Source organism: Nocardia fodinahabitans, from assembly GCF_052983615.1.
This window is the reverse complement of record NZ_JBRJJC010000001.1, coordinates 1,445,100-1,464,974: the sequence shown is the minus strand read 5'-3', so window position 1 is coordinate 1,464,974 and position 19,875 is coordinate 1,445,100. Positions and strand designations below refer to the sequence as shown.

At 68.7% G+C, this 19,875-nt stretch carries 27 protein-coding genes and 1 other RNA gene; 20 read left to right on the top strand and 8 right to left on the bottom strand.

What is annotated here, in order from left to right; translation table 11 throughout:
• Positions 1–95 precede the first annotated feature (95 nt).
• From hisN to NV348_RS07005, 7 genes are all read left to right on the top strand, one after another.
• On the top strand, positions 96–881 hold the full coding sequence (gene hisN, locus NV348_RS07035; RefSeq protein WP_447146275.1) for a histidinol-phosphatase: 786 nt from the start codon (positions 96–98) through the stop codon (positions 879–881).
• 95 nt (positions 882–976) lie between these two features.
• A complete protein-coding gene (gene recQ / locus NV348_RS07030; protein ID WP_447146274.1) occupies positions 977–2,968 on the top strand; it encodes a DNA helicase RecQ in 1,992 nt (663 codons plus the stop codon).
• 54 nt (positions 2,969–3,022) lie between these two features.
• The gene (locus NV348_RS07025; RefSeq protein WP_447146273.1) at positions 3,023–3,259 is read left to right on the top strand and encodes a WLR motif membrane protein; all 237 of its coding nucleotides are present in this window, start codon (positions 3,023–3,025) and stop codon (positions 3,257–3,259) included.
• A 203-nt stretch (positions 3,260–3,462) separates the two neighbouring features.
• A complete protein-coding gene (locus NV348_RS07020) occupies positions 3,463–4,080 on the top strand; it encodes a YdcF family protein (protein WP_447146272.1) in 618 nt (205 codons plus the stop codon).
• A 194-nt stretch (positions 4,081–4,274) separates the two neighbouring features.
• Complete coding sequence (locus tag NV348_RS07015; RefSeq protein WP_447146271.1) at positions 4,275–5,219, top strand: acyl-ACP desaturase; 945 nt, start codon at positions 4,275–4,277, stop codon at positions 5,217–5,219.
• A 55-nt stretch (positions 5,220–5,274) separates the two neighbouring features.
• Positions 5,275–5,748 carry an SsrA-binding protein SmpB gene (gene smpB / locus NV348_RS07010; protein ID WP_110036321.1) on the top strand — a complete coding sequence of 158 codons (474 nt, stop codon included), beginning with the start codon at positions 5,275–5,277 and terminating at the stop codon, positions 5,746–5,748.
• Entirely contained in the window at positions 5,745–6,608 is an 864-nt protein-coding gene (locus NV348_RS07005) for an EamA family transporter (RefSeq protein ID WP_447146270.1), read from the top strand. Before smpB ends, NV348_RS07005 begins: the two co-directional genes overlap by 4 nt.
• 4 nt (positions 6,609–6,612) lie before the next feature.
• Here the strand turns inward: NV348_RS07005 and NV348_RS07000 are convergent, their stop codons facing one another.
• Complete coding sequence (locus NV348_RS07000) at positions 6,613–7,905, bottom strand: ABC transporter substrate-binding protein (RefSeq protein ID WP_447146269.1); 1,293 nt, start codon at positions 7,903–7,905, stop codon at positions 6,613–6,615.
• A gap of 225 nt (positions 7,906–8,130) precedes the next feature.
• Here NV348_RS07000 and ssrA point away from each other — a divergent pair.
• Positions 8,131–8,502: a transfer-messenger RNA gene (gene ssrA, locus NV348_RS06995) on the top strand.
• Positions 8,503–8,539: 37 nt separating this feature from the next.
• Here the strand turns inward: ssrA and NV348_RS06990 are convergent.
• Positions 8,540–9,796, bottom strand: a complete 1,257-nt coding sequence (locus NV348_RS06990) for a tyrosine-type recombinase/integrase (RefSeq protein WP_447146268.1) — start codon at positions 9,794–9,796, stop codon at positions 8,540–8,542.
• Positions 9,783–10,421 carry a hypothetical protein gene (locus tag NV348_RS06985; protein ID WP_447146267.1) on the bottom strand — a complete coding sequence of 213 codons (639 nt, stop codon included), beginning with the start codon at positions 10,419–10,421 and terminating at the stop codon, positions 9,783–9,785. Before NV348_RS06985 ends, NV348_RS06990 begins: the two co-directional genes overlap by 14 nt.
• Before the next feature lie 160 nt (positions 10,422–10,581).
• Between NV348_RS06985 and NV348_RS06980 the strand changes: the two genes are divergently transcribed.
• The 10 genes from NV348_RS06980 to NV348_RS06935 all read left to right on the top strand — a co-directional run bounded on the left by NV348_RS06980 (position 10,582) and on the right by NV348_RS06935 (position 15,347).
• On the top strand, positions 10,582–10,821 hold the full coding sequence (locus NV348_RS06980; RefSeq protein ID WP_447146266.1) for a helix-turn-helix transcriptional regulator: 240 nt from the start codon (positions 10,582–10,584) through the stop codon (positions 10,819–10,821).
• Between the two features lie 95 nt (positions 10,822–10,916).
• Complete coding sequence (locus tag NV348_RS06975; RefSeq protein WP_447146265.1) at positions 10,917–11,606, top strand: hypothetical protein; 690 nt, start codon at positions 10,917–10,919, stop codon at positions 11,604–11,606.
• Positions 11,603–11,926, top strand: coding sequence for a hypothetical protein (locus NV348_RS06970; protein WP_447146264.1), 324 nt, complete (start codon positions 11,603–11,605; stop codon positions 11,924–11,926). The genes NV348_RS06975 and NV348_RS06970 overlap by 4 nt, the downstream gene beginning before the upstream one ends.
• A gap of 294 nt (positions 11,927–12,220) precedes the next feature.
• Positions 12,221–13,216: an AAA family ATPase gene (locus NV348_RS06965; RefSeq protein ID WP_447146263.1), complete on the top strand. Its 996-nt coding sequence runs from the start codon at positions 12,221–12,223 to the stop codon at positions 13,214–13,216.
• Positions 13,213–13,506: a WhiB family transcriptional regulator gene (locus tag NV348_RS06960; protein WP_447146262.1), complete on the top strand. Its 294-nt coding sequence runs from the start codon at positions 13,213–13,215 to the stop codon at positions 13,504–13,506. Before NV348_RS06965 ends, NV348_RS06960 begins: the two co-directional genes overlap by 4 nt.
• Positions 13,503–13,856, top strand: coding sequence for a hypothetical protein (locus NV348_RS06955; protein WP_447146261.1), 354 nt, complete (start codon positions 13,503–13,505; stop codon positions 13,854–13,856). Before NV348_RS06960 ends, NV348_RS06955 begins: the two co-directional genes overlap by 4 nt.
• Positions 13,853–14,494 (top strand): hypothetical protein, encoded by a 642-nt coding sequence (locus NV348_RS06950; protein ID WP_447146260.1) that lies wholly within the window; start codon positions 13,853–13,855, stop codon positions 14,492–14,494. The genes NV348_RS06955 and NV348_RS06950 overlap by 4 nt, the downstream gene beginning before the upstream one ends.
• Positions 14,495–14,496: 2 nt before the next feature.
• Positions 14,497–14,676: a hypothetical protein gene (locus tag NV348_RS06945; protein ID WP_447146259.1), complete on the top strand. Its 180-nt coding sequence runs from the start codon at positions 14,497–14,499 to the stop codon at positions 14,674–14,676.
• 5 nt (positions 14,677–14,681) lie between these two features.
• Positions 14,682–14,900, top strand: a complete 219-nt coding sequence (locus NV348_RS06940) for a hypothetical protein (protein ID WP_447146258.1) — start codon at positions 14,682–14,684, stop codon at positions 14,898–14,900.
• Between the two features lie 150 nt (positions 14,901–15,050).
• Complete coding sequence (locus NV348_RS06935; RefSeq protein ID WP_447146257.1) at positions 15,051–15,347, top strand: hypothetical protein; 297 nt, start codon at positions 15,051–15,053, stop codon at positions 15,345–15,347.
• A gap of 11 nt (positions 15,348–15,358) precedes the next feature.
• On the opposite strand, the gene NV348_RS06930 is transcribed toward NV348_RS06935, so the two are convergent.
• On the bottom strand, positions 15,359–15,781 hold the full coding sequence (locus tag NV348_RS06930; protein ID WP_447146256.1) for a hypothetical protein: 423 nt from the start codon (positions 15,779–15,781) through the stop codon (positions 15,359–15,361).
• A 99-nt stretch (positions 15,782–15,880) separates the two neighbouring features.
• Here NV348_RS06930 and NV348_RS06925 point away from each other — a divergent pair, with 99 nt between their 5' ends.
• On the top strand, positions 15,881–16,534 hold the full coding sequence (locus NV348_RS06925) for a hypothetical protein (RefSeq protein WP_447146255.1): 654 nt from the start codon (positions 15,881–15,883) through the stop codon (positions 16,532–16,534).
• A gap of 94 nt (positions 16,535–16,628) precedes the next feature.
• Here NV348_RS06925 and NV348_RS06920 read toward each other — a convergent pair whose 3' ends face one another.
• The gene (locus NV348_RS06920; protein WP_447146254.1) at positions 16,629–16,889 is read right to left on the bottom strand and encodes a hypothetical protein; all 261 of its coding nucleotides are present in this window, start codon (positions 16,887–16,889) and stop codon (positions 16,629–16,631) included.
• 179 nt (positions 16,890–17,068) lie between these two features.
• Here NV348_RS06920 and NV348_RS06915 point away from each other — a divergent pair, with 179 nt between their 5' ends.
• Positions 17,069–17,806, top strand: coding sequence for a helix-turn-helix domain-containing protein (locus NV348_RS06915; RefSeq protein WP_447146253.1), 738 nt, complete (start codon positions 17,069–17,071; stop codon positions 17,804–17,806).
• Between the two features lie 214 nt (positions 17,807–18,020).
• On the opposite strand, the gene NV348_RS06910 is transcribed toward NV348_RS06915, so the two are convergent.
• From NV348_RS06910 to NV348_RS06900, 3 genes are all read right to left on the bottom strand, one after another.
• Entirely contained in the window at positions 18,021–18,233 is a 213-nt protein-coding gene (locus NV348_RS06910) for a DUF5302 domain-containing protein (protein ID WP_447146252.1), read from the bottom strand.
• 77 nt (positions 18,234–18,310) lie between these two features.
• Complete coding sequence (locus tag NV348_RS06905) at positions 18,311–18,640, bottom strand: hypothetical protein (protein ID WP_447146251.1); 330 nt, start codon at positions 18,638–18,640, stop codon at positions 18,311–18,313.
• Positions 18,637–19,803 (bottom strand): serine hydrolase domain-containing protein, encoded by a 1,167-nt coding sequence (locus tag NV348_RS06900; RefSeq protein ID WP_447146250.1) that lies wholly within the window; start codon positions 19,801–19,803, stop codon positions 18,637–18,639. The genes NV348_RS06905 and NV348_RS06900 overlap by 4 nt, the downstream gene beginning before the upstream one ends.
• Positions 19,804–19,875: the final 72 nt, after the last annotated feature.

The following is a 19,875-nucleotide window of genomic DNA, read 5'->3' as shown; positions in this document are numbered from 1 at the left end:
AGCGGCCGCCGTGAGCACACGCGCCGCCGGGCCGAGCGGCACGCCCGCGGACCGCGACGTCGGGGGCGGCCGCGCACCCAAATAGACTGGCCTGCGTGGCTGCCTACTCCGCTGACCTGGACCTTGCTCTCCGACTGGCCGACGAGGCCGACGCGATCTCGCGGGTGCGATTCGGCGCCGTCGATCTGAAGGTCGACTCCAAGCCGGACCTGACGCCGGTCTCGGACGCCGATCTGGCGGTCGAGCAGGTCATCCGGCGCGTGCTCGCCGCGGAACGCCCCGAGGACGCCGTCCTCGGCGAGGAGTTCGGTGGCGACGCCGAGTTCACCGGCAGGCAGTGGGTGGTCGACCCGATCGACGGCACCAAGAACTTCGTCCGTGGCGTGCCGGTCTGGGCGAGCCTGATCGCGCTGCTCGTCGACGGTGTGCCGGTGGTCGGTGTGGTCAGCGCGCCCGCGCTGGGCAGGCGCTGGTGGGCGGCCGCCGGCTCCGGGGCGTGGGCGCAGGTGCACCCCGGAGCGCCGAAGCCGATCACGGTGTCGGCGGTGGGCGATCTCGGCTCGGCCAGCCTGGCCTTCTCCAGCCTGTCGGGCTGGCGGGAGCGCGGGCTGCGGGAGAATTTCATCGATCTCACCGACGAGGTCTGGCGGGTCCGCGGCTACGGCGATTTCTTCAACTACTGCCTGGTCGCGGAGGGTGCGGTCGACATCGCCGCCGAGCCGGAGGTGTCGCTGTGGGACCTGGCCGCGCTCGACATCCTGGTCCGTGAGGCCGGCGGCGCGTTCACCTCCCTGGACGGTCGGTCCGGCCCGCACGGCGGCGACGCGGTGGCGAGCAACGGCCTGCTCCAGGACGAGGTCCTCGCCCGTTTGCGCGCCTGATCCGGGTTATCCACATGTGCGCGCAGGCCGGTGAACGCCGTCGTCGGGTCCGGTGGACGGGCTGCGCGTCCGGCCCGCGCTCGTAGGATGGCCCGGTGAGCAATTCCGGCGCCACAGCCCCCGATGTCGACGACTTCCCGCCTGAAGACTTCCCGCCCGACGACGCGTACCCGTCCGACGGTGGCTATGTCTCCGAGCACGATTTCGACGACACCGGCGGCTTCCACTTCGACGACCTCGCTCCAGCCACGCCCGGGCGCGCGGCGGCACCCGCCCGCCCGGAGACCGCCGAGGAGGTGCTGCGCCGGGTCTTCGGCTACGACGCCTTCCGCGGCGACCAGGCCGCCATCGTCGAGCAGGTCGTCGGCGGCGGCGACGCGCTGGTCCTGATGCCGACCGGCGGCGGCAAGTCGCTGTGCTACCAGGTGCCCTCGCTGGTGCGGCCCGGCGTCGGCGTGGTCGTCTCACCGCTGATCGCGCTCATGCAGGACCAGGTCGACGCGCTCAGCGCGCTCGGCGTGCGGGCGGGGTTCCTGAACTCCACCCAGTCGCCGGATCAGCGGCGCACGGTGGAAGCGCAGTTCGTCGCCGGTGACCTCGACCTGCTCTACCTCGCGCCGGAGCGCCTGCGTCTGGAGTCCACGCTGCGGCTGCTCGACCGCGGCACGGTGGCACTGTTCGCGATCGACGAGGCGCACTGCGTGTCGCAGTGGGGCCACGACTTCCGGCCCGACTACCTCGCGCTGTCGCTGTTGCACGAGCGCTGGCCCGATGTCCCGCGCATCGCGCTCACCGCGACCGCCACCGAGAAGACCCGCGCCGAGATCGTCGAGCGGCTCGACCTGGGCGCGGCGAAGCAGTTCGTCTCCAGCTTCGACCGGCCCAATATCCAGTACCGGATCGAGCCGAAGAATCGCGCCGACCGGCAGCTGCTCGATTTCATCCGCGCCGAGCACGCCGGCGACGCGGGTATCGTCTACTGCCTGTCGCGCAACTCGGTGGAGAAGACCGCCGCGATGCTCAACGAGAACGGCGTGCGCGCGGTCCCGTACCACGCGGGCCTGGACAATCGGACCCGTGCCGAGAACCAGGCCAGGTTCCTGCGCGAGGACGGCCTGATCGTGGTGGCCACCATCGCTTTCGGCATGGGTATCGACAAACCCGACGTGCGGTTCGTCGCCCACCTGGACCTGCCCAAATCGGTGGAGGGTTACTACCAGGAGACCGGTCGCGCCGGCCGCGACGGGCAGCCGTCGACGGCGTGGATGGTCTACGGCCTCGCCGATGTCGTGCAGCAGCGCAAGATGATCGACTCCAGCGAGGGCGACGCCGCGCACCGCAGGCAGTTGCAGCTGCACCTGGACGCCATGCTCGCGCTGTGCGAGACGGTGGGGTGCCGCCGCGTCCAGCTGCTGAACTATTTCGGTCAGCCCGGCCAGGCCTGCGGCAACTGCGATGTGTGCCTGAATCCGCCGGAGACCTGGGACGGCACCGTCCCGGCGCAGAAGCTGCTCTCGACGGTGCTGCGGCTCAAACGCGAACGGGGACAAGCCTTCGGCGCGGGCCACCTGGTCGACATCCTGCTCGGCAAATCGAACCCGAAGATCACCCAGCACCGGCACAACGAGCTGTCGGTGTTCGGGATCGGTACCGATCTGCGCGACACCGAATGGCGGGGCGTGACGCGTCAGCTGCTCGCCGGCGGACTGCTCGCGGTGCAGGGGGAGTACGGCGTGCTCGCGCTCACCGATGCCAGCAACGAGGTGCTGTTCGCGGGCAAGAAGGTGCTGATGCGCCGCGAGCCCGAACGCGCCGCCCGGCCCGCGCGCGGTGCCAAGTCGGCCAAGGCCACCGTCGATCTGCCCGCCACCGAGCTGCCGGTGTTCGAACGTCTGCGCGCCTGGCGCGCGGCGACCGCCAAGGAACAGGGCGTGCCCGCCTACGTGGTGTTCCACGACGCGACGCTGCGCGAAATCGTCGCGCGCAAACCGGGTTCGCTCGCCGAACTCGGCACCGTCGGCGGCGTCGGCGAGAACAAACTGGCCCGCTACGGCGAGGGGGTGCTGGCCGCGCTCGCCGAGGAGTAGGCACCGCGCGGGGAACGCGCGACGAACCGGGCCGTGGCGCGATACATTCGAGCCATGGCGAACGGTGAAGGCTCCGAGGGCGACTCGTCGGGCGGCACGAGTTCCGGCGGCGCCGACACCCCGCTGCCGCCGATACCGCACCGGCACAGCGACCCGGTGGTTGCGCCGAGCCTGCTCGGCGGCCACCATCCGGTGGTCCACCGGGGCAGGCCGCGCTGGTCGACAGTCGCCCTGATCCTCCTGTTCGCCTCGGCCCTGGCGCTCTACCTGGCCCTGCGTCCGGGCGGCTGACCCGCCACCCACACTCGCCCATGGCATTCCGGTACCCGCGCGGTTCCGGAATGTTTGCGATGTTGCGGACCAGCGGAGGACGCCGAGCGCTGTGACCTGTGGTAGCCGCAGGTCATAGCCCTTCCGACACTCCGATACCCGGCGCACTGTAGGCCTCCTCGACCGATCGAGCCGATCGGTCCCGGCCCGAGGAGGCGACGGGAATGGTATGGGTGACCTGGGTGACGCGAGGGGCGTGCGCTGCCCTGATCGCGACCGGATTCGTCTGGGCGACAGCACCGGTGGGCTCCGCCGAGCCCGCGACGCCGATCGGCGGGCAGGGCCTGCATCGGATACTGACGCCGTCGCTACCCGGCACCTACGGCGTCGACACCGCCGTGGTGATCCTGGGCTACGGTCTGACGCCCGAGGGCACCCTGCGCGCGGAACTGGTCCGGCGGTTACGGGCCGGCCTCGTGCAGGCGGTGTTCGCGCCGTGGTCGCCGATCATCGTCACCGGTGGCAATCCGCGGGCCGGACTCAGCGAGGCGGACGCGATGGCCGACTGGCTGGTTGCGGCGGGCATCGACCCGGCGCGGATCCTGCGTGAGCCGCAGGCCGATTCGACCGTGGCCAATGCCCGCTTCACCGCGGCGCTGATGGTCGAGCACCACCTGCGCGCCGCGGTCCTGGTGACCTCGGGCGACCACCTCGATCGGGCCAGGGCCGCCTTCGACGCCGTGGGTGTGCTGGTCGTCGGCGAGCTGACCCCCGACCGCACACCGTGGCCGGCCCTGCCACTGCGCGTCGACCAGTTCGGTCCGGCCCTCCCGCCTGCTTGACAGGCACAGTCGCGCAGCGTTCCTCAGTCATTCGCGCATGGCCGGAGCGAAGGCCGAGGTACGCCTAGCCCGGACCGCCACTTCCTGTGAGCGGACACAGTGTTTCGTCATGTGACCGCCGTCGGCGAGTCCGCACAGCATCGTTGGGCGCAGGGGGTCCGCCGTTTCCCGCCCGCCAACTCCGAGGTGACATCTTGACGCTCCAGCTCTCCGACCGCGACATCCTGGCCGAGCTCGAACCGACCGCCGAAGCGAACCTGAACGACCACCTGGCCAAGGCCAAGGACTGGCACCCGCACGACTACGTGCCGTGGGACGAGGGCCGCAACTTCGCCGCGATGGGCGGGATCGACTGGGACCCGGACCAGTCGCGGCTCAGCGAGGTGGCCAAGGCGGCGATGATCACCAATCTGCTCACCGAGGACAACCTGCCGTCGTATCACCGCGAACTGGCCGACACCTTCGGCTTCGACAACGCCTGGGGCACCTGGGTCGGGCGCTGGACCGCCGAGGAGAACCGCCACGGCATCGTCCTGCGCGACTACCTGGTGGTGACCCGCGCGGTCGACCCGGTCGCGCTCGAAGAGGCCAGGATGGCGCACATGACCGCGGGCATCGCCAAGCCGGAGAAGGGCTCGCAATTCCTCAAGGGCGTCGCCTACGTCACCTTCCAGGAGCTGGCGACCAGGATCAGCCATCGCAACACCGGCAGGCTCTGCGACGACCCGATCGCCGATCGCATGCTCGCGCGCATCGCGACCGACGAGAACCTGCACATGATCTTCTACCGCAAGCTCTGCGCGGCCGCCCTCGACCTCACTCCCGACGCGGCCATGCGCGCCATCACCGATGTCGTCGTGCGCTTCCAGATGCCCGGCCTGAACCAGCCCAACTTCCGGCGCAACGCGGTCCTGCTGGCCAAGCACGGCGTCTACGACCTGCGCCAGCACCTCGACATCGTGCTCGAGCCGGTGCTGCGCACCTGGAAGGTCTTCGACCGCACCGATCTCGGCGACGAGGGCGAACGCGCCCGCGACGAACTGCACGCCTACCTGCTCGACCTCGAGGCCAAGGCGACCCGATTCGAGGAACAGCGCGACCGGGCACTGGCCCGCGCCCTCGAGCGCGCGGCGAGCTGAGGGTGGGACGGACCTTGGAATAAACGGCTGGCGCGGTCACTTAGAGTTGACCGTTATGAAGGAAAAGGGCAGGAAGGTCATCGCGACCAACCGCCGCGCGCGGCACAACTACACGATCCTCGACACCTATGAGGCGGGGATCGCGCTGGTCGGCACCGAAGTGAAGAGCCTGCGGGAAGGCAAGGCGTCGCTCGTCGACGCCTTCGCGACCGTCGACAACGGCGAGGTCTGGCTGCGCGGCCTGCACATTCCCGAGTTCAGCCACGGCACCTGGACCAACCATTCGCCGCGGCGTACCCGCAAGCTGCTGCTGCACAAGCGCGAGATCGAGCACCTGGTCGGCAAGTCCAGGGAGGGCAACCAGACGCTGGTGCCGCTGTCGATGTACTTCTCCGACGGAAAGGTGAAGGTCGAGCTCGCGCTCGCCAAGGGCAAGCAGGATTACGACAAGCGCCAGGACCTCGCCCGCAGGCAGGCCGAGCGTGAGGTCACGCGCGAGATCGGTCGGCGGGTCAAAGGCATGCGTTGATCTCCGTCCTGCTCGCCCTCGTGGCGGCGACGGGGTACGGAGTCAGTGATTTCTTCGGCGGGATCGCCGCCCGGCGGGTCACCGCGTTGCGGGTGGTCGTCGTCTCGTACCCGTGGTCGGTGCTGCTGGTCTTGCTGATCGCGCCGCTGGTCGGCGGGCACGCGGACGCGGCATCGATGCTGTGGGGCCTGGCCGCGGGCGTGGCCAGCGGCCTGGCGGTGTGGTGGTTCTACGCCGCGCTCGCCGACGGGCCGATGTCGGTGGTGTCGCCGGTGACGGCGGTGCTGGTCGCCGGGATCCCGGTGATCGCCGGGCTCTTCCTCGGTGAGCGACCGGGTCCGGCGGCGATCGCGGGTATCGCCCTCGCTCTGGTCGCGGTAGTGCTGGTCAGCCGGGAAGCGCCCGACGAGACGACCGAGGAGATCATCGGCGGCCGCGAACTGCGGTTCACCCGGCGGGTCGCGCTCCTCACCGTCGGTTCGGGTGCCGCGTTCGGGTTCGCCTTCTTCTTCCTGCACGAGACCAGCGCGAGCGCCGGACTGTGGCCGCTGCTCGGCCAGCGCGCCGCCGCGACGGCCGTCGTGTGGACCTCCGCGCTGGCCGCGGGCCAGTTCCGCGGCCTGCACGGGGAACCCCTGCGGCTGGCGCTGGCGGTCGGCGTCCTCGATGTGATCGCCAACGCGGCGCTGCTGTACGCCTTCCACGGGTCGCTGCTGTCGGTGGTCAGCGTGATCGGTTCGCTGTATCCGGTCGCGACCGTGCTGCTGGCGATGGTGCTGCTCGGCGAGCGGGTCAGCACCACCCAGAAGGTGGGCATGGTGCTCGCGCTCGCGGCGGTCGCCATGATCGCCGCGAACTGAGCCACTACAGCCGGGTGCAGGGCTCGTGCAGGTCCAGCTTGCCCAGCGTGCTGCCCTGATAGCCGACCTCGATCGCCCGCGCGCCCATCGGCGCCGCCTTGTCCGGCTCGAACACCGAGGTCCATTCGCCGCTCAGGTCGGGTTGGATCGCGCCTGCCGGATGGATGACGACCATGCCCTCGCCGTCGGGTCGCAGATCCTCGATCGCGCGGCGCAACCCGGCTCTGGTGAGCTCGCCCTCCTCGGCCGCCGCGATGAGCAGGGCCTCGAGCGGATAGGAGATCGCCCAGCCGAGCGAGTAGCCGAAGTTGGCCGGTTCGCGATCGATGGCGGCGCGCGCGTGCCGGGCGCCGACGCTGTCGCCGTTCCAGCTGTCGACCGGGGTCGTGTAGTTGTAGAGCGCCGTCAGCGCGGGGGCCGCGGCGGTCTGCAGCAGCGCGGCGTTCCAGGTCGGCAGCGAGCCGAGGAAGCGGCCGGTGTAGCCCGACTTCACCAGCTTGCCCACGATCTCGGCGGTCTCGGCGGGACCGGTGGCCAGCATGACCAGGTCGGGGTCGGCGGCCAGGATCTCCTCGACCGGCCCGTCCTGGTTGCCGACCTCGCCGTTGGGGCCGGTGTCGACCCGGTCGGCGATGGTGGCGCCATTGGCGATCGCCCACTTCAGCGCGCCGCTGGCGTAGTCGCCGCCGTAGTTGCCGCGGTAGGCGACGATGGCGATATTGCGCGGGGCATAGTGGGTGCGGGTGAACCAGTCCAGGCCGGTCACCGCTTCGGTGCAGTAGGAGTAGCCCGCGCTGAGCACCAGGTTGCGGTCGGCGCTGCGGTAGTTCCAGCCCGACCACTGGGTGGCCGCCACGCTGACCATGTCGTCGGCGTCCATCTGATTGAGCATCGCGATGGTTTGCGCGGTGCCGAAGCTCATCGCCAGCGCCAGCACCTGCGGCTCGATCTCGGCGTAGGCGGTGCGATGCGTGCGCGGATCGAAGGCGGTGTTGCGGGTGTTGGTGGTGATGTCGATGTCGTAGCCGCCGATGCCGCCCGCCTGGTTCACCTGCTTCCAGAACGCCAGCTGGCCCTCGTTCATCGACGCGCCCAGCGCGGTGAACGGGCCGTTCGCCAGATCCGACAGGACACCGAGATAGATGCACCCGCGGTCCTTGTGCACCGATCCGGGGCACGGTGCGCTGGTGACTCCCGGACTCGCGGTTGTTTCGCCGGCGGAGCACGCCGCGGCGAGGACGAGGCCGGCCACGACGGGCACGGCCGCCGATCGGCGCAGCCGACTGGTGAATGCCATGAGGTAACTCCTTGTTCCAGCCGCACCCGGGATCTCGCGCGTCCCGGCCCGGCCGATCGAGAACAGTACCCCGGCCGACCGGCGCGTCTACCCGGATCGGCGGTGCGAATCAGTGTGGTTCGCTGATGAGTCACATCGGCGACACCGCGCGCTGGCAGAAATATCGGGAAGAATCGCGGCGACGGCAGTGTTAACATGACTAGCCCGCAAGGTGCGGGCACGTACGGGGCTGAACGGTTTCGACTGCGTACGTTGATTCAGGGGAAGCGTGTCGGTGCAGGCAAGAGACCACCGTAAGCGTCGCTGCAACCAATTAAGCGCCGATTCCAATCAGCGCGAGTACGCCCTCGCTGCCTAAGTAGCAGGTCGTCTCTGTCAGTCCGGGTTCGTCCCTCGACCCGGGTACTGGCATCAGCTAGAGGGAATTACCGTTCGGCTCGGTCGCGGAGTCGGACGGGACATCAAACAGTGACTGGGATCGTCATCCGGGCTTGTTCGCGAGACCCGGAGGTCCGAGCAGAGGCCTAGCGAACTGCACACGGAGAAGCCCTGAAGACGCGGCGGAGGACCCGGGTTCGATTCCCGGCAGCTCCACGAAGCCCCCGACCTGTTAGGCGCAGGTCGGGGGCTTTTTTCATGCTACGACGACCCGGAGTTCAGGTGCGGTGACCACATTTTGACCACGCCGCGAAGCGGCGCCGCGGAATCCGGCCCCCATCCGATCCGCCACGCCGTCGAGATCGTCGTCGAAGAGATGTCCGTAATTGTCGAGCGTCATCGTCGCCGACTTGTGGCCGAGCTGACGTTGGACCGTCTTCACGTGCGCGCCGCTGGAGATCATGAGCGACGCCGCGGTGTGCCGCAGTTGATGGGCCGTCACGCGTGGAAACGTTGCCGGGCCCCGCGTGCCATCCTCGCCGACAGGCACCGACGCCGTGATGCACCGGCCTACTGCCTTTCTGAACCAGTGGGTTGTGGTCGGTGGCCGGATCGGCGTTCCATCGGGACGGGACCAGAGGAGGCCCACCGGGTCGCGTTGCGCACCGACGACCGGCGCTAACAGCTCGGCGACTTCGGCGGGCACCGCGACTGATCGCAGCTCCCATGTCTTCGGTGTGGTGATCACCGTCCGCGAGTTCACCTTGGAGGCTGAGCGGGCGATGTGGATGCGACGCCGCCGGAGGTCTACGTCGCGCGGACGCAGCGCGGCCATCTCACCCCAGCGCAGACCCGAGTAAGCGAGCAGCATCACGATTTCCTCGCCCTTGCTGCACTCCGCAGCGAGGCTGGCCACTTGGTCGTGGGTGAGGTAGACGTGATCGACCGGCACGCGGCGGGGGAGGTCGATCTTGGCCGCGGGGTTCGCAGCGATGCGCTTTTCTTCGACGGCCTCATCAAGGATCATCGAGAGCACTCCGTGAATGTCTGCCACGGTAGACGCCGCCCGGTCGATTCCGGCGATCCAGTCCTTGATTTCGTGCCGTTCGATAGACGCGAGTTTCCTTGGCCCCCATTGTGGTTCGATATGGACGCGCCAGATGGACTCCACACGCTCGGACCATGATTCCTTGGTGTGTATCTGACGCTTGATCCACGCCGCGCCCATCTCGGCGACGGTGAGCCGACCCATCGACGGCGCGATGTACTCCCCGGTCATCTTCTTGACTTCGACCGTCGCCGCGAACTGCTCGGCGTCGATCTTGCGACGAAACCCGCGCTTGGTCGTCTGCGAGCCGCTGGGGGTGCGGTAACGCACGCGAAGCTTGGTGTGGCCGGCCTTCTTGCATGGGTCGTCAGCGCCGGTGCCATCCGGTCGCCCCTGAGTGGTGTAGAACCTCTGGCCGCATGCTTTCAGGCACGAGGTCGTCTGGTATGGCTCAATCGTTGCCACGTGAAATGACCTCTCTCAGTTCGGCTTTCAGATCGCGAGCCACCCTCCCGCGCTTTTGGTTGTTGGCTCCTTCGCCAGCACGGGCGTCGCGCTCGGCGCTGAACCCGCGGCCCCAGCGGTCGACGGCCTTCTGCTGCAGCTCGGCGACCCTCAGTCCGAGGTCTGCCGCCGCGCGCTCGTCGGCGTCGGTTGCGCCGAATATGGCCGCCTGCCATCGATTGAACCTGTCCAGCTGATCGGGACTCGTCCAGTCGTCGCGGTCCATGAACTCACGTTTGAGGACCCTGCCTGTCGCGGCCGATCTCTCTCGAAATGCTGGGATCTCCGAGGCCAGCAAGCGGACCGCATCGCCATTGACGAAGCTAACCAGGCGCTCCCCGGGGACCGTCAGAACCTCGTTGAGCTCGACCCGCCCCTCATAGGTGAGCAGATCTGCCAGTGTCACGTCCTGGCCGGTGAGGCTGCGCAGTGCGCCCGCGACTGCAACCAGGTTTGGAATGGTCGGGCTGATGTCGCCCTTCTCGAGCGCCGAAACTCGTCCGGCGTTCCACTTCAGGCCGAACTCGCGCGCGTGTCGGCTCATCTGGTCGGTGGTGTGTGCGCCTCGATAGCGCTTGGCATTCATGCCGACCACCTCCGCCAAGGTGGGCGGGCGTGTCGGCTCATTCTCGCTGGCAGGCATAGCCGATCACGTTATCTAACTTTTCCGATCATTGACAGACCTAGGTGCCTGTGGTCCCCTGTTACTCGTTAACACGAATTTAGATCGACGAGAAGAGGCCTGGATGACCCTCAAGTTCGCCGAGTCCGCGCAAGCCTTGCTTGACGTTGCCGACAGGCCGCGACCGCTCGCGACTCCTGCCGAGGTCGCCGAGTACCTAGGGACCACGGTCGCCGCGCTGGCTCAGCAGCGCTATCGGGGTGAAGGAGCGCCGTACAAGCGCCTGGGCAGGGGGATTCGCTACGACTGGGCCGAGGTAATGGCCTGGGTCGAGGCGAATACCGTCCGCGCCGGCGCCGCCTGATGTTGCTCACCTCTGACCCCCACGAAAAAGCCCTGGCCGCGGGTGGAGCCGCGAACCAGGGCAACAAACCTACCCGCCACCAAGCAGGAGATTCGATGTCTGATCGTACCGCCCCCGACCTGGCTGCGCAGCTGCTCACTGTCCTCACGGCCGTCATCCTCGCTGCGGTCACCGCCTCGGGCCGCACGGTCGCTGCCCTTGCCGCTGCGATCGGCGTAGAGCCCGACGAGCTGAGTTGCACGCTCAACGGCCGTCGAGAACTGTTCGCGAGCGAGATGATCGCGCTGGCCGAGGTGCTGGGTGTTCGCGCCTCGGCCTGGCTGACCGAGGCCGAGCGCCTGGCTTCGCCCCTGCATCATCTCGCACCCGGCGACCGGGTGCGGTTTCGAGTCCCGGCCGGTATCGACGGCAGCGCTCCACGCGAGACGGTAGGCACGGTGCTGCTGTTCGACGTGCGCGACGGTTCGGCGATGGTTGCCGAAGACGGCGGCGACACGGGGTGTGTACAGCCGTTCGATCTGCTCGACCTGCTGCCAGCCGACAGCGGCGAACTCGACGAGCTCGCGGTGCATCGCATCTACAAGCAGGTCGCCGGGGTCGCCACGTCCGAGGAGGAGCGCGAGCGCGACGCTGCCCTCGACGCGGCGATCTACGACGGCCGCGCGTGCGTCAACTGCGGTCGCATCTGGGCAGTGGGTGAGTCCTCTCGCCCCGCTGGCATCGGCTCGCACGGCCAGTTGTTCCGGTGCGGCGTCGGGTCCGGCTGCTCGGCGGAACCTCGGTGACTGAACAGCGGCCCACCGAAGTGCCGGGGCGGTCTACCGCCCCGGCACCCGGGCCACGTATCCAGTGCCCCGCCGACGTCCGCGAGACCTGGCGCAGACACATGGGTGACCGGCCGGTGTCCCAGGTGAGTCCGCGGGAATGGCTCGAGAACGCATTTCGACTGCGGGCCGAGCAGGCCGCCCACAGCCTCGCCGACATGGCGGCATCCCGGCTCTACACCCCCGATGAGATTGTCGCCGCCTGGCGAACCGCTGGCGCAGCTCTGGTGCGCGCGCTGGCCGAGCATCACCAGGTCGTCGGTGACGAGCGAGAGGACTGATTTGTGACCGCGACGCCCGCGCCCCCGGCGCACTGCTACGACCACGCACACTACGAGCGGACGTGCTTCACGTGCCAGCAGTTCTACCGCGAGCAGATGGCCGAGTTGCGGCAGGCGGACCGGCCGGTGCTCGAGGTGGTTTCCGAGCCGGTCGACGAGAGTGGTTCCCGGTTCCCACCCCCAGGGGTCGGGAACCGGGAACCACGGCAACGGAACCGGCGAGCACCGGAACCAAACCGACGCGTAGACCCTGGTCAAGCCGGTTCCGATCGGTTCGGAACCGGTTCCGAACCAGTGGATTACGGGCGGTACTTCGACGTGGCCGCGCTGCTGGCCGGAGAGCTGCCGGAACCACCCGCCCCGGCCTACGGGATGCGCGACGACCAACGCGCGCTGTTCTACGCCGGAGAGGTCAATCTGGTGTTCGGCGATCCCGAGTCCGGCAAGACCTGGCTTGCTCTGGTCGCCGCACGGGAACTGCTCGGCGAGTTCGGCGACGGCCGCGTCCTGGTGATCGACCTCGACCACAACGGGCCGGGGCCGACCGTCGTCCGATTGCTGGCGCTCGGCGCGGACCGTTCCGCGCTGGCCGATCCCGAGCGGTTCCTCTATGTCGAGCCCGAGGACCGCCTACACCTCGCCGCTGTCGTCGCAGATATGCAAACGTGGGGGCCGAACGTGGTGGTGCTCGACTCGCTCGGCGAGCTGCTGCCGCTATTCGGTTCGTCGTCGAACTCCGCGGACGAGTACACCAACGCGCACCGGTCGGTGCTCAAACCACTTGCGAAGTCCGGCGCCGCGGTGCTGGTCATCGACCATCTCGCCAAGGGCACCGAATCGCGCACGCTCGGGCCGGGCGGCACAGCGGCCAAGCGGCGCACCATCGGCGGTGTCTCGCTGCGGGTCACGGTCAACGAAGCGTTCACGCCAGGCAAGGGCGGATCGGCCTGGCTGACCGTGAACAAGGATCGGCACGGCGGCCTGCGCCAGCACTGCCCAGCCGGAGGCAAGGAACCGTCAGCGGGGCTGTTCCGACTCGACCAGCACGCCACGATGGACGGCGTTCTGGAGCCGATCATTCGAGCGCCTGCCGAAGACGACCGAGTGCCGGTCAGTTTCGGCATTGGCACTGCCGACCCGGCGCGCGTGGAAGACGACGTGGCGGCCCTCGACGACCTCGACCCGCCGCCGGAGTCCAGGCGAGACGTACAGGCGCGGATGAAGTGGGGCGCCCCTCGCGCCAACGCCGCGCTCAAGGCGTGGCGCGAGCGCGCGGACGGTGCGGCATGACCGCCTGGCCCACAATCCGCGAGCTCGCCGCCGAGCTGGCCGACGACCGTCTCGACGGTGCCGCCTGTACAGCGCGGGCGCCGCTGTTCGACGCGGTGGTCGACGGTGAAGACGACGACGATCGTCTCTATCGACTCATTGCGGCCGCGCGTATCTGCCACGACTGCCCGGTGCTGGTGGCCTGCAACAGAATCGCTCGCGAGCTCGGCGCCGACGCCATCGGCGTGTGGGCAGGGCGGGCCCGCGGTATGCCCCGTGCGCCTGGTCGGCCTCGACGGGGTGTGGCATGACCCGATCAGGAGTGGATCTCGCATTGGCGTACTGGCTGGCCCAGCGTGAAGCCACCGCGCACCGTCGTGCCGGGCGGGCAATACCGGAGCGACTGCGCACTCACCTACGCGCCCTCGAGGCGCTGCTCGAGTCCGAGGACGGACCGCCCGCACCGCCCATCCGAGGATCGTGGGAACCGTCAGGACTGACGTTGCTGACAGCCGAGCAGGCCTCGGCCGCACTGGATGTGACACCGCGGCAGGCTCGGCGACTCGGCCACCGAATCGGTGGCCGGCGAATCGGTGGCCGGTGGCTGTTCGACCGCGACGCCGTGACAGAACACCGCGATGGAAGGACGACCAACCCGTGAGATACGCACCCAGGCACAACGGGCCATCGGCGCGACTGCTCGACCCCGCCGCCCGCCCGCCAGCCGAACTGATCCCCGAGAAGCTGGCTGGCCTACTCGTCGAGCGTGACGCCATCGCCGAACGGGTGAGTACCGCCAACAGCGCCCTTGCCTACCTGGCCGACGATGCCCGCGACCGTGAAGCCGCCCAGGCCGACGCCGAGGTCGCTGCCACGGCCGCGCGAGCAGGCAAGGCAATCCCGGCGCCCAAGGCCGAGCCCAAGCTGTCGGCCGACCGGGCCAAGGCGGTACGGGAGTACGAAGCCCACCGCGCCGCACTGGCCGCGATCACCACCGAGTGCGAAGACGTGAAGTCGCGCGCCTACTTCGACGGCGACGACCCCCGGCCCGACCTGCTCGCCGCGATCCTGCCCAAGGCCGAGGCACTGGCCGCCGAGCTGGAGGCTGCCGTCGCAGCATTCGCCGCACGGGACTGGCTGGGCGGTACCGCCTACTTCACCGACGCACGGGTGTGGTCGGTTGCCATTGACCCCGACATCGCACGGTTCGGACTCGGCGTCGACAACACCAACCCCGTGGCCGCACGCGAGCTGATCATCGGCGCCGTCGTGCAAGCCCTGACCACCGAGGAGGCGTGAACATGTCCGATCGCAAGCACGAAGAGGTTCGTACCCAGCGTGACGTTCTCGCGTCCATCGACGCGATCCGACGTGCCCACAACGTCGTCACCGACAAGGACGGCCGTGTCACCAGCGCAACCCCGCAGCGCTACGACGGACACGGCAGGGTCGACGGACCGGCCACGCAGGACCAGGCCTAAGTCCGATGTATCTGTTCGGCGGGCAGGAGCAACAGGGCTGGATACTGCGCGACCACCCCGGCCACCGCGTCAAGATCGGGACGCACTGGCAGCCCAAGACCCGCGGCTATCAGTACCTCGTGACATGCGAATGCGGTTGGAGTACGTGGGCGATCGCACCGAACCTGGCGCAGCTGCTCGGCGGCCAGCACGCACAGCGCGCCGCGGCGTCGGATGCCGACTGACCCCCAGGGGCCTATGCCCTCCCCCTGGGGGTCGAGTCGCACCTCTCGGCATAGGCGGCTCCTCCCCCCGACGCGTTTCCACTTGGGGGTGTCACCAGTGGCGCCGCACCACCGATACCCCCCTCCCCCCTACCGGAGGTGATCCGCACCATGGCCCGCAAGCCCTTCCGAGTCGTCACTCGTGACGCTCCACCAGCCCTCGAGGTCCCGCCCCCTTCGATCCTTGAGGCGGCTGAGTCCGGCGACCGCCTGGAGGAGCTCCGCGCGATGCGCCGCCGCCTAGCCCATGCGATGGACAACCCGAACACCGCCGCTCGCGACTTGGCCGCACTCTCGCGCCGACAGATCGAGATCGGCAAGGAGATCCAAGATCTCGAGGCCGCCGAGGACGATCTGTCCGTCGTAGCGCCGCTCGAGGTCGAAGCCTGGGACGGAACGGGGTACTGAATCCCGGATCCTCAGCAGAGGAGCGCGAGTGCCATCCCGGCGATAGTTAGTCCGGCACCCGCCAGGGCGGCACGCCGCTCCCACTTGGTGGCGGCGGCGAGGTCGCGCCGTAGCTCCGCGAGTTGCGCGCCGAAATCGACCGCAGGAGCGGCGTCTGCCGCTGCAAGCCGACGGGACAGCTCGTTGATCTGGCTGCTGAGGTAGCTGAACCGCTCCACATCCGTCTTCAAGACGATCGCGTGGTCCTCAGCCTTGGCCTCATCGGTGCCTCGCGCAACGACCGGTCCCGACGCAGATGGGTACTCGGGTCGACGAAAACGACGGGTCCACTCGGAGAGCGTGGACCAGCTCTTCCAGGCCCCGCGAGTTAGCCCAATGGTCGCGATCGTCGCACCGGCCAGCTGGAGAACATCGCCCGCGGTGTCGGCGTCCATCGGCGAACTGTATCCCGCCAGCGACCCCAGATCGACGCGCTACACGCACAATCCAACGTTTGGCACGGCTACGCATCGCGCCCGCACCGAAGGAGTCCCATGCCCACCATGTCCGAACTCCGCGAGCAGTACCCCAACAGCTTCGGCTGGCGGATCTGGCAAGAGGCCGAGTCGGGTCTACTTCGTCCGCCCTGCCGTGGCATTGAGCACGCTGCCACGTCGTCGACTTACCGCGCACTCTGTCGGCACGGCAACCACGCGCCCGCCGTCGAGTGCCCGTGCGGCGTCCACTACGTCACCCGTACCGAGAACTTCTGTCCGACCATCGAGTGGCTGAATTCCTCTGCGAAGTCGTGGGGGGTGCCGATGTCGAACCAGGCGCTGACTTTCGGTGTCGGGTTCGGCCAGATCCTGCCAGATCTCAACGGTGACGAGAGTTGGCTGGAGAACCCTCGACGATGCGCCGAGTACCGCATACTCGGAATCTTGCTACCGGCGCCAGCTCGACCAATGTGGCAGCAGCTCGCCGAGCCCCAATCCGACGCCGCCAGGAACCGCCTGGGCCAGCGCTACGGCGTGCCCGTGATGGCCGGCCGAGTTGAGATCGACGCCTACGGCTACCTGATCGCCTCTGCTCGGCGGCTCGAGCGCCTACTCGACGAGCGGGCGACAGACGTTCAGGTCGACCGGCTTACCGGTGTCGGGCCGCCATCGTCGGTGCACTCCTTCGCCGCCGAACTGTGCGAGGGGTGATCTTGCCCCTCTACCGGCTCGGTCCCGACGACCGCGAGCGCCGCCACCACATCGGAGTGGAGCTCTGCCAGTTCCCGCGCGGCCTGCTCGCCGGTCACATCGAACCGTTCGCTGGGGTCGGGGCCACGCCGCCGAGGTCGACGAGCAGTGTCCACGCCGCGGCCTTGCGTGCGCACCGCACCCGATCGCACGGGCGGTGCAGCTGCAACACTCGGTGCGCCATCTCGCGCGTGAGCGGCTGCCTCGGTGCGGAGTGGTCCAGCACCGGCGACGGCTGCCCGTCCTGCTCGGCCTCCTGGGCCAATCGCGCCATGATGTCCCACACGCTCGGCTGTTCCGACTTCTGCCCCCACATGGCAACCTCTCTCCGTGAGTTGGGTGCTCGACCCGGCGCCGGAGGTTTCGCGGCGCCCGACGCCGGGGAGCAGGACCAACGTTGCCCGTCGCCGATGTGGGTGCGCGATGACAGCGGAGGCGTCAATCGGTACCTATTCGGGGCGACATTAAGGCGTCATTCGGGTTACCGTTGCAACCATGCGGAACACCCCGAACACGGCACTCCGCGCCGCTCGCACGGCCCGGATCATGAGTCAGGATGACCTCGCCCGCGCGATGCGTGAGGCGGGATGCCACAGCGCGACAAAGCGATTGGTGCAGCGGTGGGAGTCCGGCGAGACCTCCCAGCCCCGACCGAGCCACGCCCGAGCTCTGGAAAAGGTGATGGGCCTACCGATCGAAACGCTCGGGTTCGGCGCCGTGCGCGCCGGCCGCGGCATCGGGGGAGTGTTCGACAACAGCCACGATGTCGAGTCGCCGGTCGGCGCGGTGGCTGCTCCAGGCGCGACCACTCCCGCGCGGGCAGTCGGCGACTTCTCCGGGGTCTGGCTGTCGCGGTACGAGTACTACTCGAGCGGGCGCGACTCCTCGTTCACCGTCTCGCACTACGCGGTGCTGCTCCAGCACGGCAGCCAAGTCACCGTGCGCAGCCTGCCCGGCTCGTCGCCCTCGACGATTGAGCTCGACCTCACCCTCGACGGCAACGTCGCCACGGGCACGTGGGCAGAGCGCACCGCGGTGGAGGGCTACTACCACGGTGCCCGGTACCACGGCGCGCTCCAACTGCTCGCCGACCCGACCGGCAACCGGCTGGCCGGAAAGTGGCTCGGGTTCGGCAAGGACTTCGAGATCAACTCCGGCCCGTGGGAACTGGTGCTGCAGAACCCGAGCACCAGCAAGGCCGTCATCGACACCTACCAGCGGCCCCCGGCGTAGCGAAGACCGTACTGCCAGCCCGGTCCGTTGCTGACCACATATTGACCACAATCACGTGTGTTCACCAGTGATTTGGGGTGAGCAACAGTGATGTATTTTCGCAGGTAAAGCGTACTTTGACGCTCCTGCCAGAGGTGCAATCCGGGTTCGATTCCCGGCAGCTCCACTCGAGGCCCCTCACCTGGAATCCAGGTGAGGGGCTTTATCGTGTCGGCTAGCCGCCCGCGCGGCGGCGGAAGGTGCGCTTGCCGCCTGCGGCGGACTGGGTGCCGCGCACCTTGGCGGCGTTCTGCGCGGCCCCGCCGACACCGGCCTTCCCGTTCTTTCGCTCGAGTGCTTCGCGGAACTTTCGCTTGGTCGCTTCTTCCTGCGACTCGGTTGCTTCGCCACCGGAGTGTTCGGTGGTGGGTTCTAGTTCGTCGGCCATCACCACAGCCTGCCACCTCCGGACGAACTCCGAATCCCCGGCCGCGCAACGCCTGCCGTTCCTCGGCCGCACTTCGTTCATTCCTCGATGTAGCCCGTCGCTGGGTCGACCTGGTCGAGGAAATTGCTGATGGACCGGCGGTGGTCCTCGATCGTCAGCAGCGGGAACTCCATTGGCTCGGTAACCGGGCGATCGGCATCGGGCGATCGGGTGGACCGCGGCGCAAAGCCGTCGAATCCGTAGCCGGGGTTCGGGCCGGATTCCCAGGCGTAGCTGGAGCGGCGGTCCGGCGAGATCGTCACAGTGAAAACTTGGTCGTCCACGATCAGGGTGAATGGCCCGTCCTCGGGTGCGGGCCGATGATCGCCCGGAAGGTCCGCCGGATCGGTGGGCGAGGGCGAGGTCATCCGGGAACCGCCGGTGGGCGGTCGGGGACGAGGTGGGTCGCCAGCGCGGTGCCGATGGGGATGGCGTTGTTGGTGGCGGGGGAGGTGGGGCCGTGGGTGGTGTAGACGATGATCGTGGTCTGGGTCTTGGTGTCGTGCAGGGCGACGCCGTCGTAGCCGCCGTAGGCGGGGTTCATGTAGAGCCAGTCGGCGAGGTGGACTACGCCGAAGGCGAAGTACTTCTCGGGGGTGAACGGGCCCAGGCCGGCGGTGGAGGGGCCCATCATCTGCTGGAACTGGTCGGGGGTGAGGCGTTCGCCGGTGGCGAGGGCGCGGACCCAGCGGCCGATGTCGGCGACGGGGGCGTTCATGTTCCCGCTGTGCAGGAAGGCGGTGGGGTTCCAAAAGGTGGAGTCCTCGAAGCCGTTGCGTTCGTTGGTGTAGCCGTGCAGATACGGCTCGTCGATCGCGGGATTCAGGACGACCTTGCTGTCGTGCATGCCGAGCGGTACGAGGATGTGCTCGGCGATCAGCTCGCCCAGGGGCTTGCCGGTCGCGTTCTGCAGCACCTCGCCGAGGGCGACGAGATCGCTGTGCGCGTAGCCGAAGTCGGTGCCGGGTTCGAACAGCGGCGGGCGGGCGTTGGCGCGTTCGAACAGCTGGGACGCGGTCCACTCGCGGATCGGGTTCTCGCCGAAGATCTTCAGGAACTCCGGGTCGGTCACGTAGTCGGCGATGCCGGAGGTGCTGTCGGCGAGCATGCGCGGGGTGATCTTGTCCGCGCGCGGGAAATCGGGCAGCCAGCGGGCGATGGGTTCGTCCATTTTCAGCACGCCGTCGCCGTCGAGCCGCCACAGCACGGTCGACAGCATGGGCTCCATCGGCTGCCCGACGCGCACCTTCATGTCGGGGGTCGCGGGAACGCCCAGCGGGGAGCCGCCGAACGCGCCGAGCGCGAGCTGCTCCTCGCCCCGCCAGACGCCGTAGACGGCCGAACTGACGCCGAGTTCGGTCACCTTGCCGCGCACGATGTCGGTGATCGCCGTGGCCTCGGGACTGTCCGGCGGCGCGGTCGACGACCCGGAATCGCTGTCGGACCCGCACGCCGCGGTGCCGAGGACGAGCAGGAACGCGAGCACCGCGGACGCTCTACGGTGCCCCCGGTACCGGGGTGACACGCTCATGACGGCGATCCCTTCGTGGAAGAAAACTCACCCGAGCAGCGCAGTCGAATCTACGCCGCCCGCTTCCGCCGG

What these genes read in the sequence shown, in the direction of transcription:
- NV348_RS07025 (WP_447146273.1), top strand. Translation starts at nt 3,023, where the DNA reads ATGGCGAACGGTGAAGGCTCCGAGGGCGACTCGTCGGGCGGCACGAGT.
- NV348_RS07020 (WP_447146272.1), top strand. Translation starts at nt 3,463, where the DNA reads ATGGTATGGGTGACCTGGGTGACGCGAGGGGCGTGCGCTGCCCTGATC.
- smpB (WP_110036321.1), top strand. Translation starts at nt 5,275, where the DNA reads ATGAAGGAAAAGGGCAGGAAGGTCATCGCGACCAACCGCCGCGCGCGG.
- NV348_RS07000 (WP_447146269.1), bottom strand. Translation starts at nt 7,905, where the DNA reads ATGGCATTCACCAGTCGGCTGCGCCGATCGGCGGCCGTGCCCGTCGTG.
- NV348_RS06985 (WP_447146267.1), bottom strand. Translation starts at nt 10,421, where the DNA reads ATGAATGCCAAGCGCTATCGAGGCGCACACACCACCGACCAGATGAGC.
- NV348_RS06980 (WP_447146266.1), top strand. Translation starts at nt 10,582, where the DNA reads ATGACCCTCAAGTTCGCCGAGTCCGCGCAAGCCTTGCTTGACGTTGCC.
- NV348_RS06975 (WP_447146265.1), top strand. Translation starts at nt 10,917, where the DNA reads ATGTCTGATCGTACCGCCCCCGACCTGGCTGCGCAGCTGCTCACTGTC.
- NV348_RS06960 (WP_447146262.1), top strand. Translation starts at nt 13,213, where the DNA reads ATGACCGCCTGGCCCACAATCCGCGAGCTCGCCGCCGAGCTGGCCGAC.
- NV348_RS06955 (WP_447146261.1), top strand. Translation starts at nt 13,503, where the DNA reads ATGACCCGATCAGGAGTGGATCTCGCATTGGCGTACTGGCTGGCCCAG.
- NV348_RS06945 (WP_447146259.1), top strand. Translation starts at nt 14,497, where the DNA reads ATGTCCGATCGCAAGCACGAAGAGGTTCGTACCCAGCGTGACGTTCTC.
- NV348_RS06940 (WP_447146258.1), top strand. Translation starts at nt 14,682, where the DNA reads ATGTATCTGTTCGGCGGGCAGGAGCAACAGGGCTGGATACTGCGCGAC.
- NV348_RS06935 (WP_447146257.1), top strand. Translation starts at nt 15,051, where the DNA reads ATGGCCCGCAAGCCCTTCCGAGTCGTCACTCGTGACGCTCCACCAGCC.
- NV348_RS06930 (WP_447146256.1), bottom strand. Translation starts at nt 15,781, where the DNA reads ATGGACGCCGACACCGCGGGCGATGTTCTCCAGCTGGCCGGTGCGACG.
- NV348_RS06925 (WP_447146255.1), top strand. Translation starts at nt 15,881, where the DNA reads ATGCCCACCATGTCCGAACTCCGCGAGCAGTACCCCAACAGCTTCGGC.
- NV348_RS06920 (WP_447146254.1), bottom strand. Translation starts at nt 16,889, where the DNA reads ATGTGGGGGCAGAAGTCGGAACAGCCGAGCGTGTGGGACATCATGGCG.
- NV348_RS06915 (WP_447146253.1), top strand. Translation starts at nt 17,069, where the DNA reads ATGCGGAACACCCCGAACACGGCACTCCGCGCCGCTCGCACGGCCCGG.
- NV348_RS06910 (WP_447146252.1), bottom strand. Translation starts at nt 18,233, where the DNA reads ATGGCCGACGAACTAGAACCCACCACCGAACACTCCGGTGGCGAAGCA.
- NV348_RS06905 (WP_447146251.1), bottom strand. Translation starts at nt 18,640, where the DNA reads ATGACCTCGCCCTCGCCCACCGATCCGGCGGACCTTCCGGGCGATCAT.
- NV348_RS06900 (WP_447146250.1), bottom strand. Translation starts at nt 19,803, where the DNA reads ATGAGCGTGTCACCCCGGTACCGGGGGCACCGTAGAGCGTCCGCGGTG.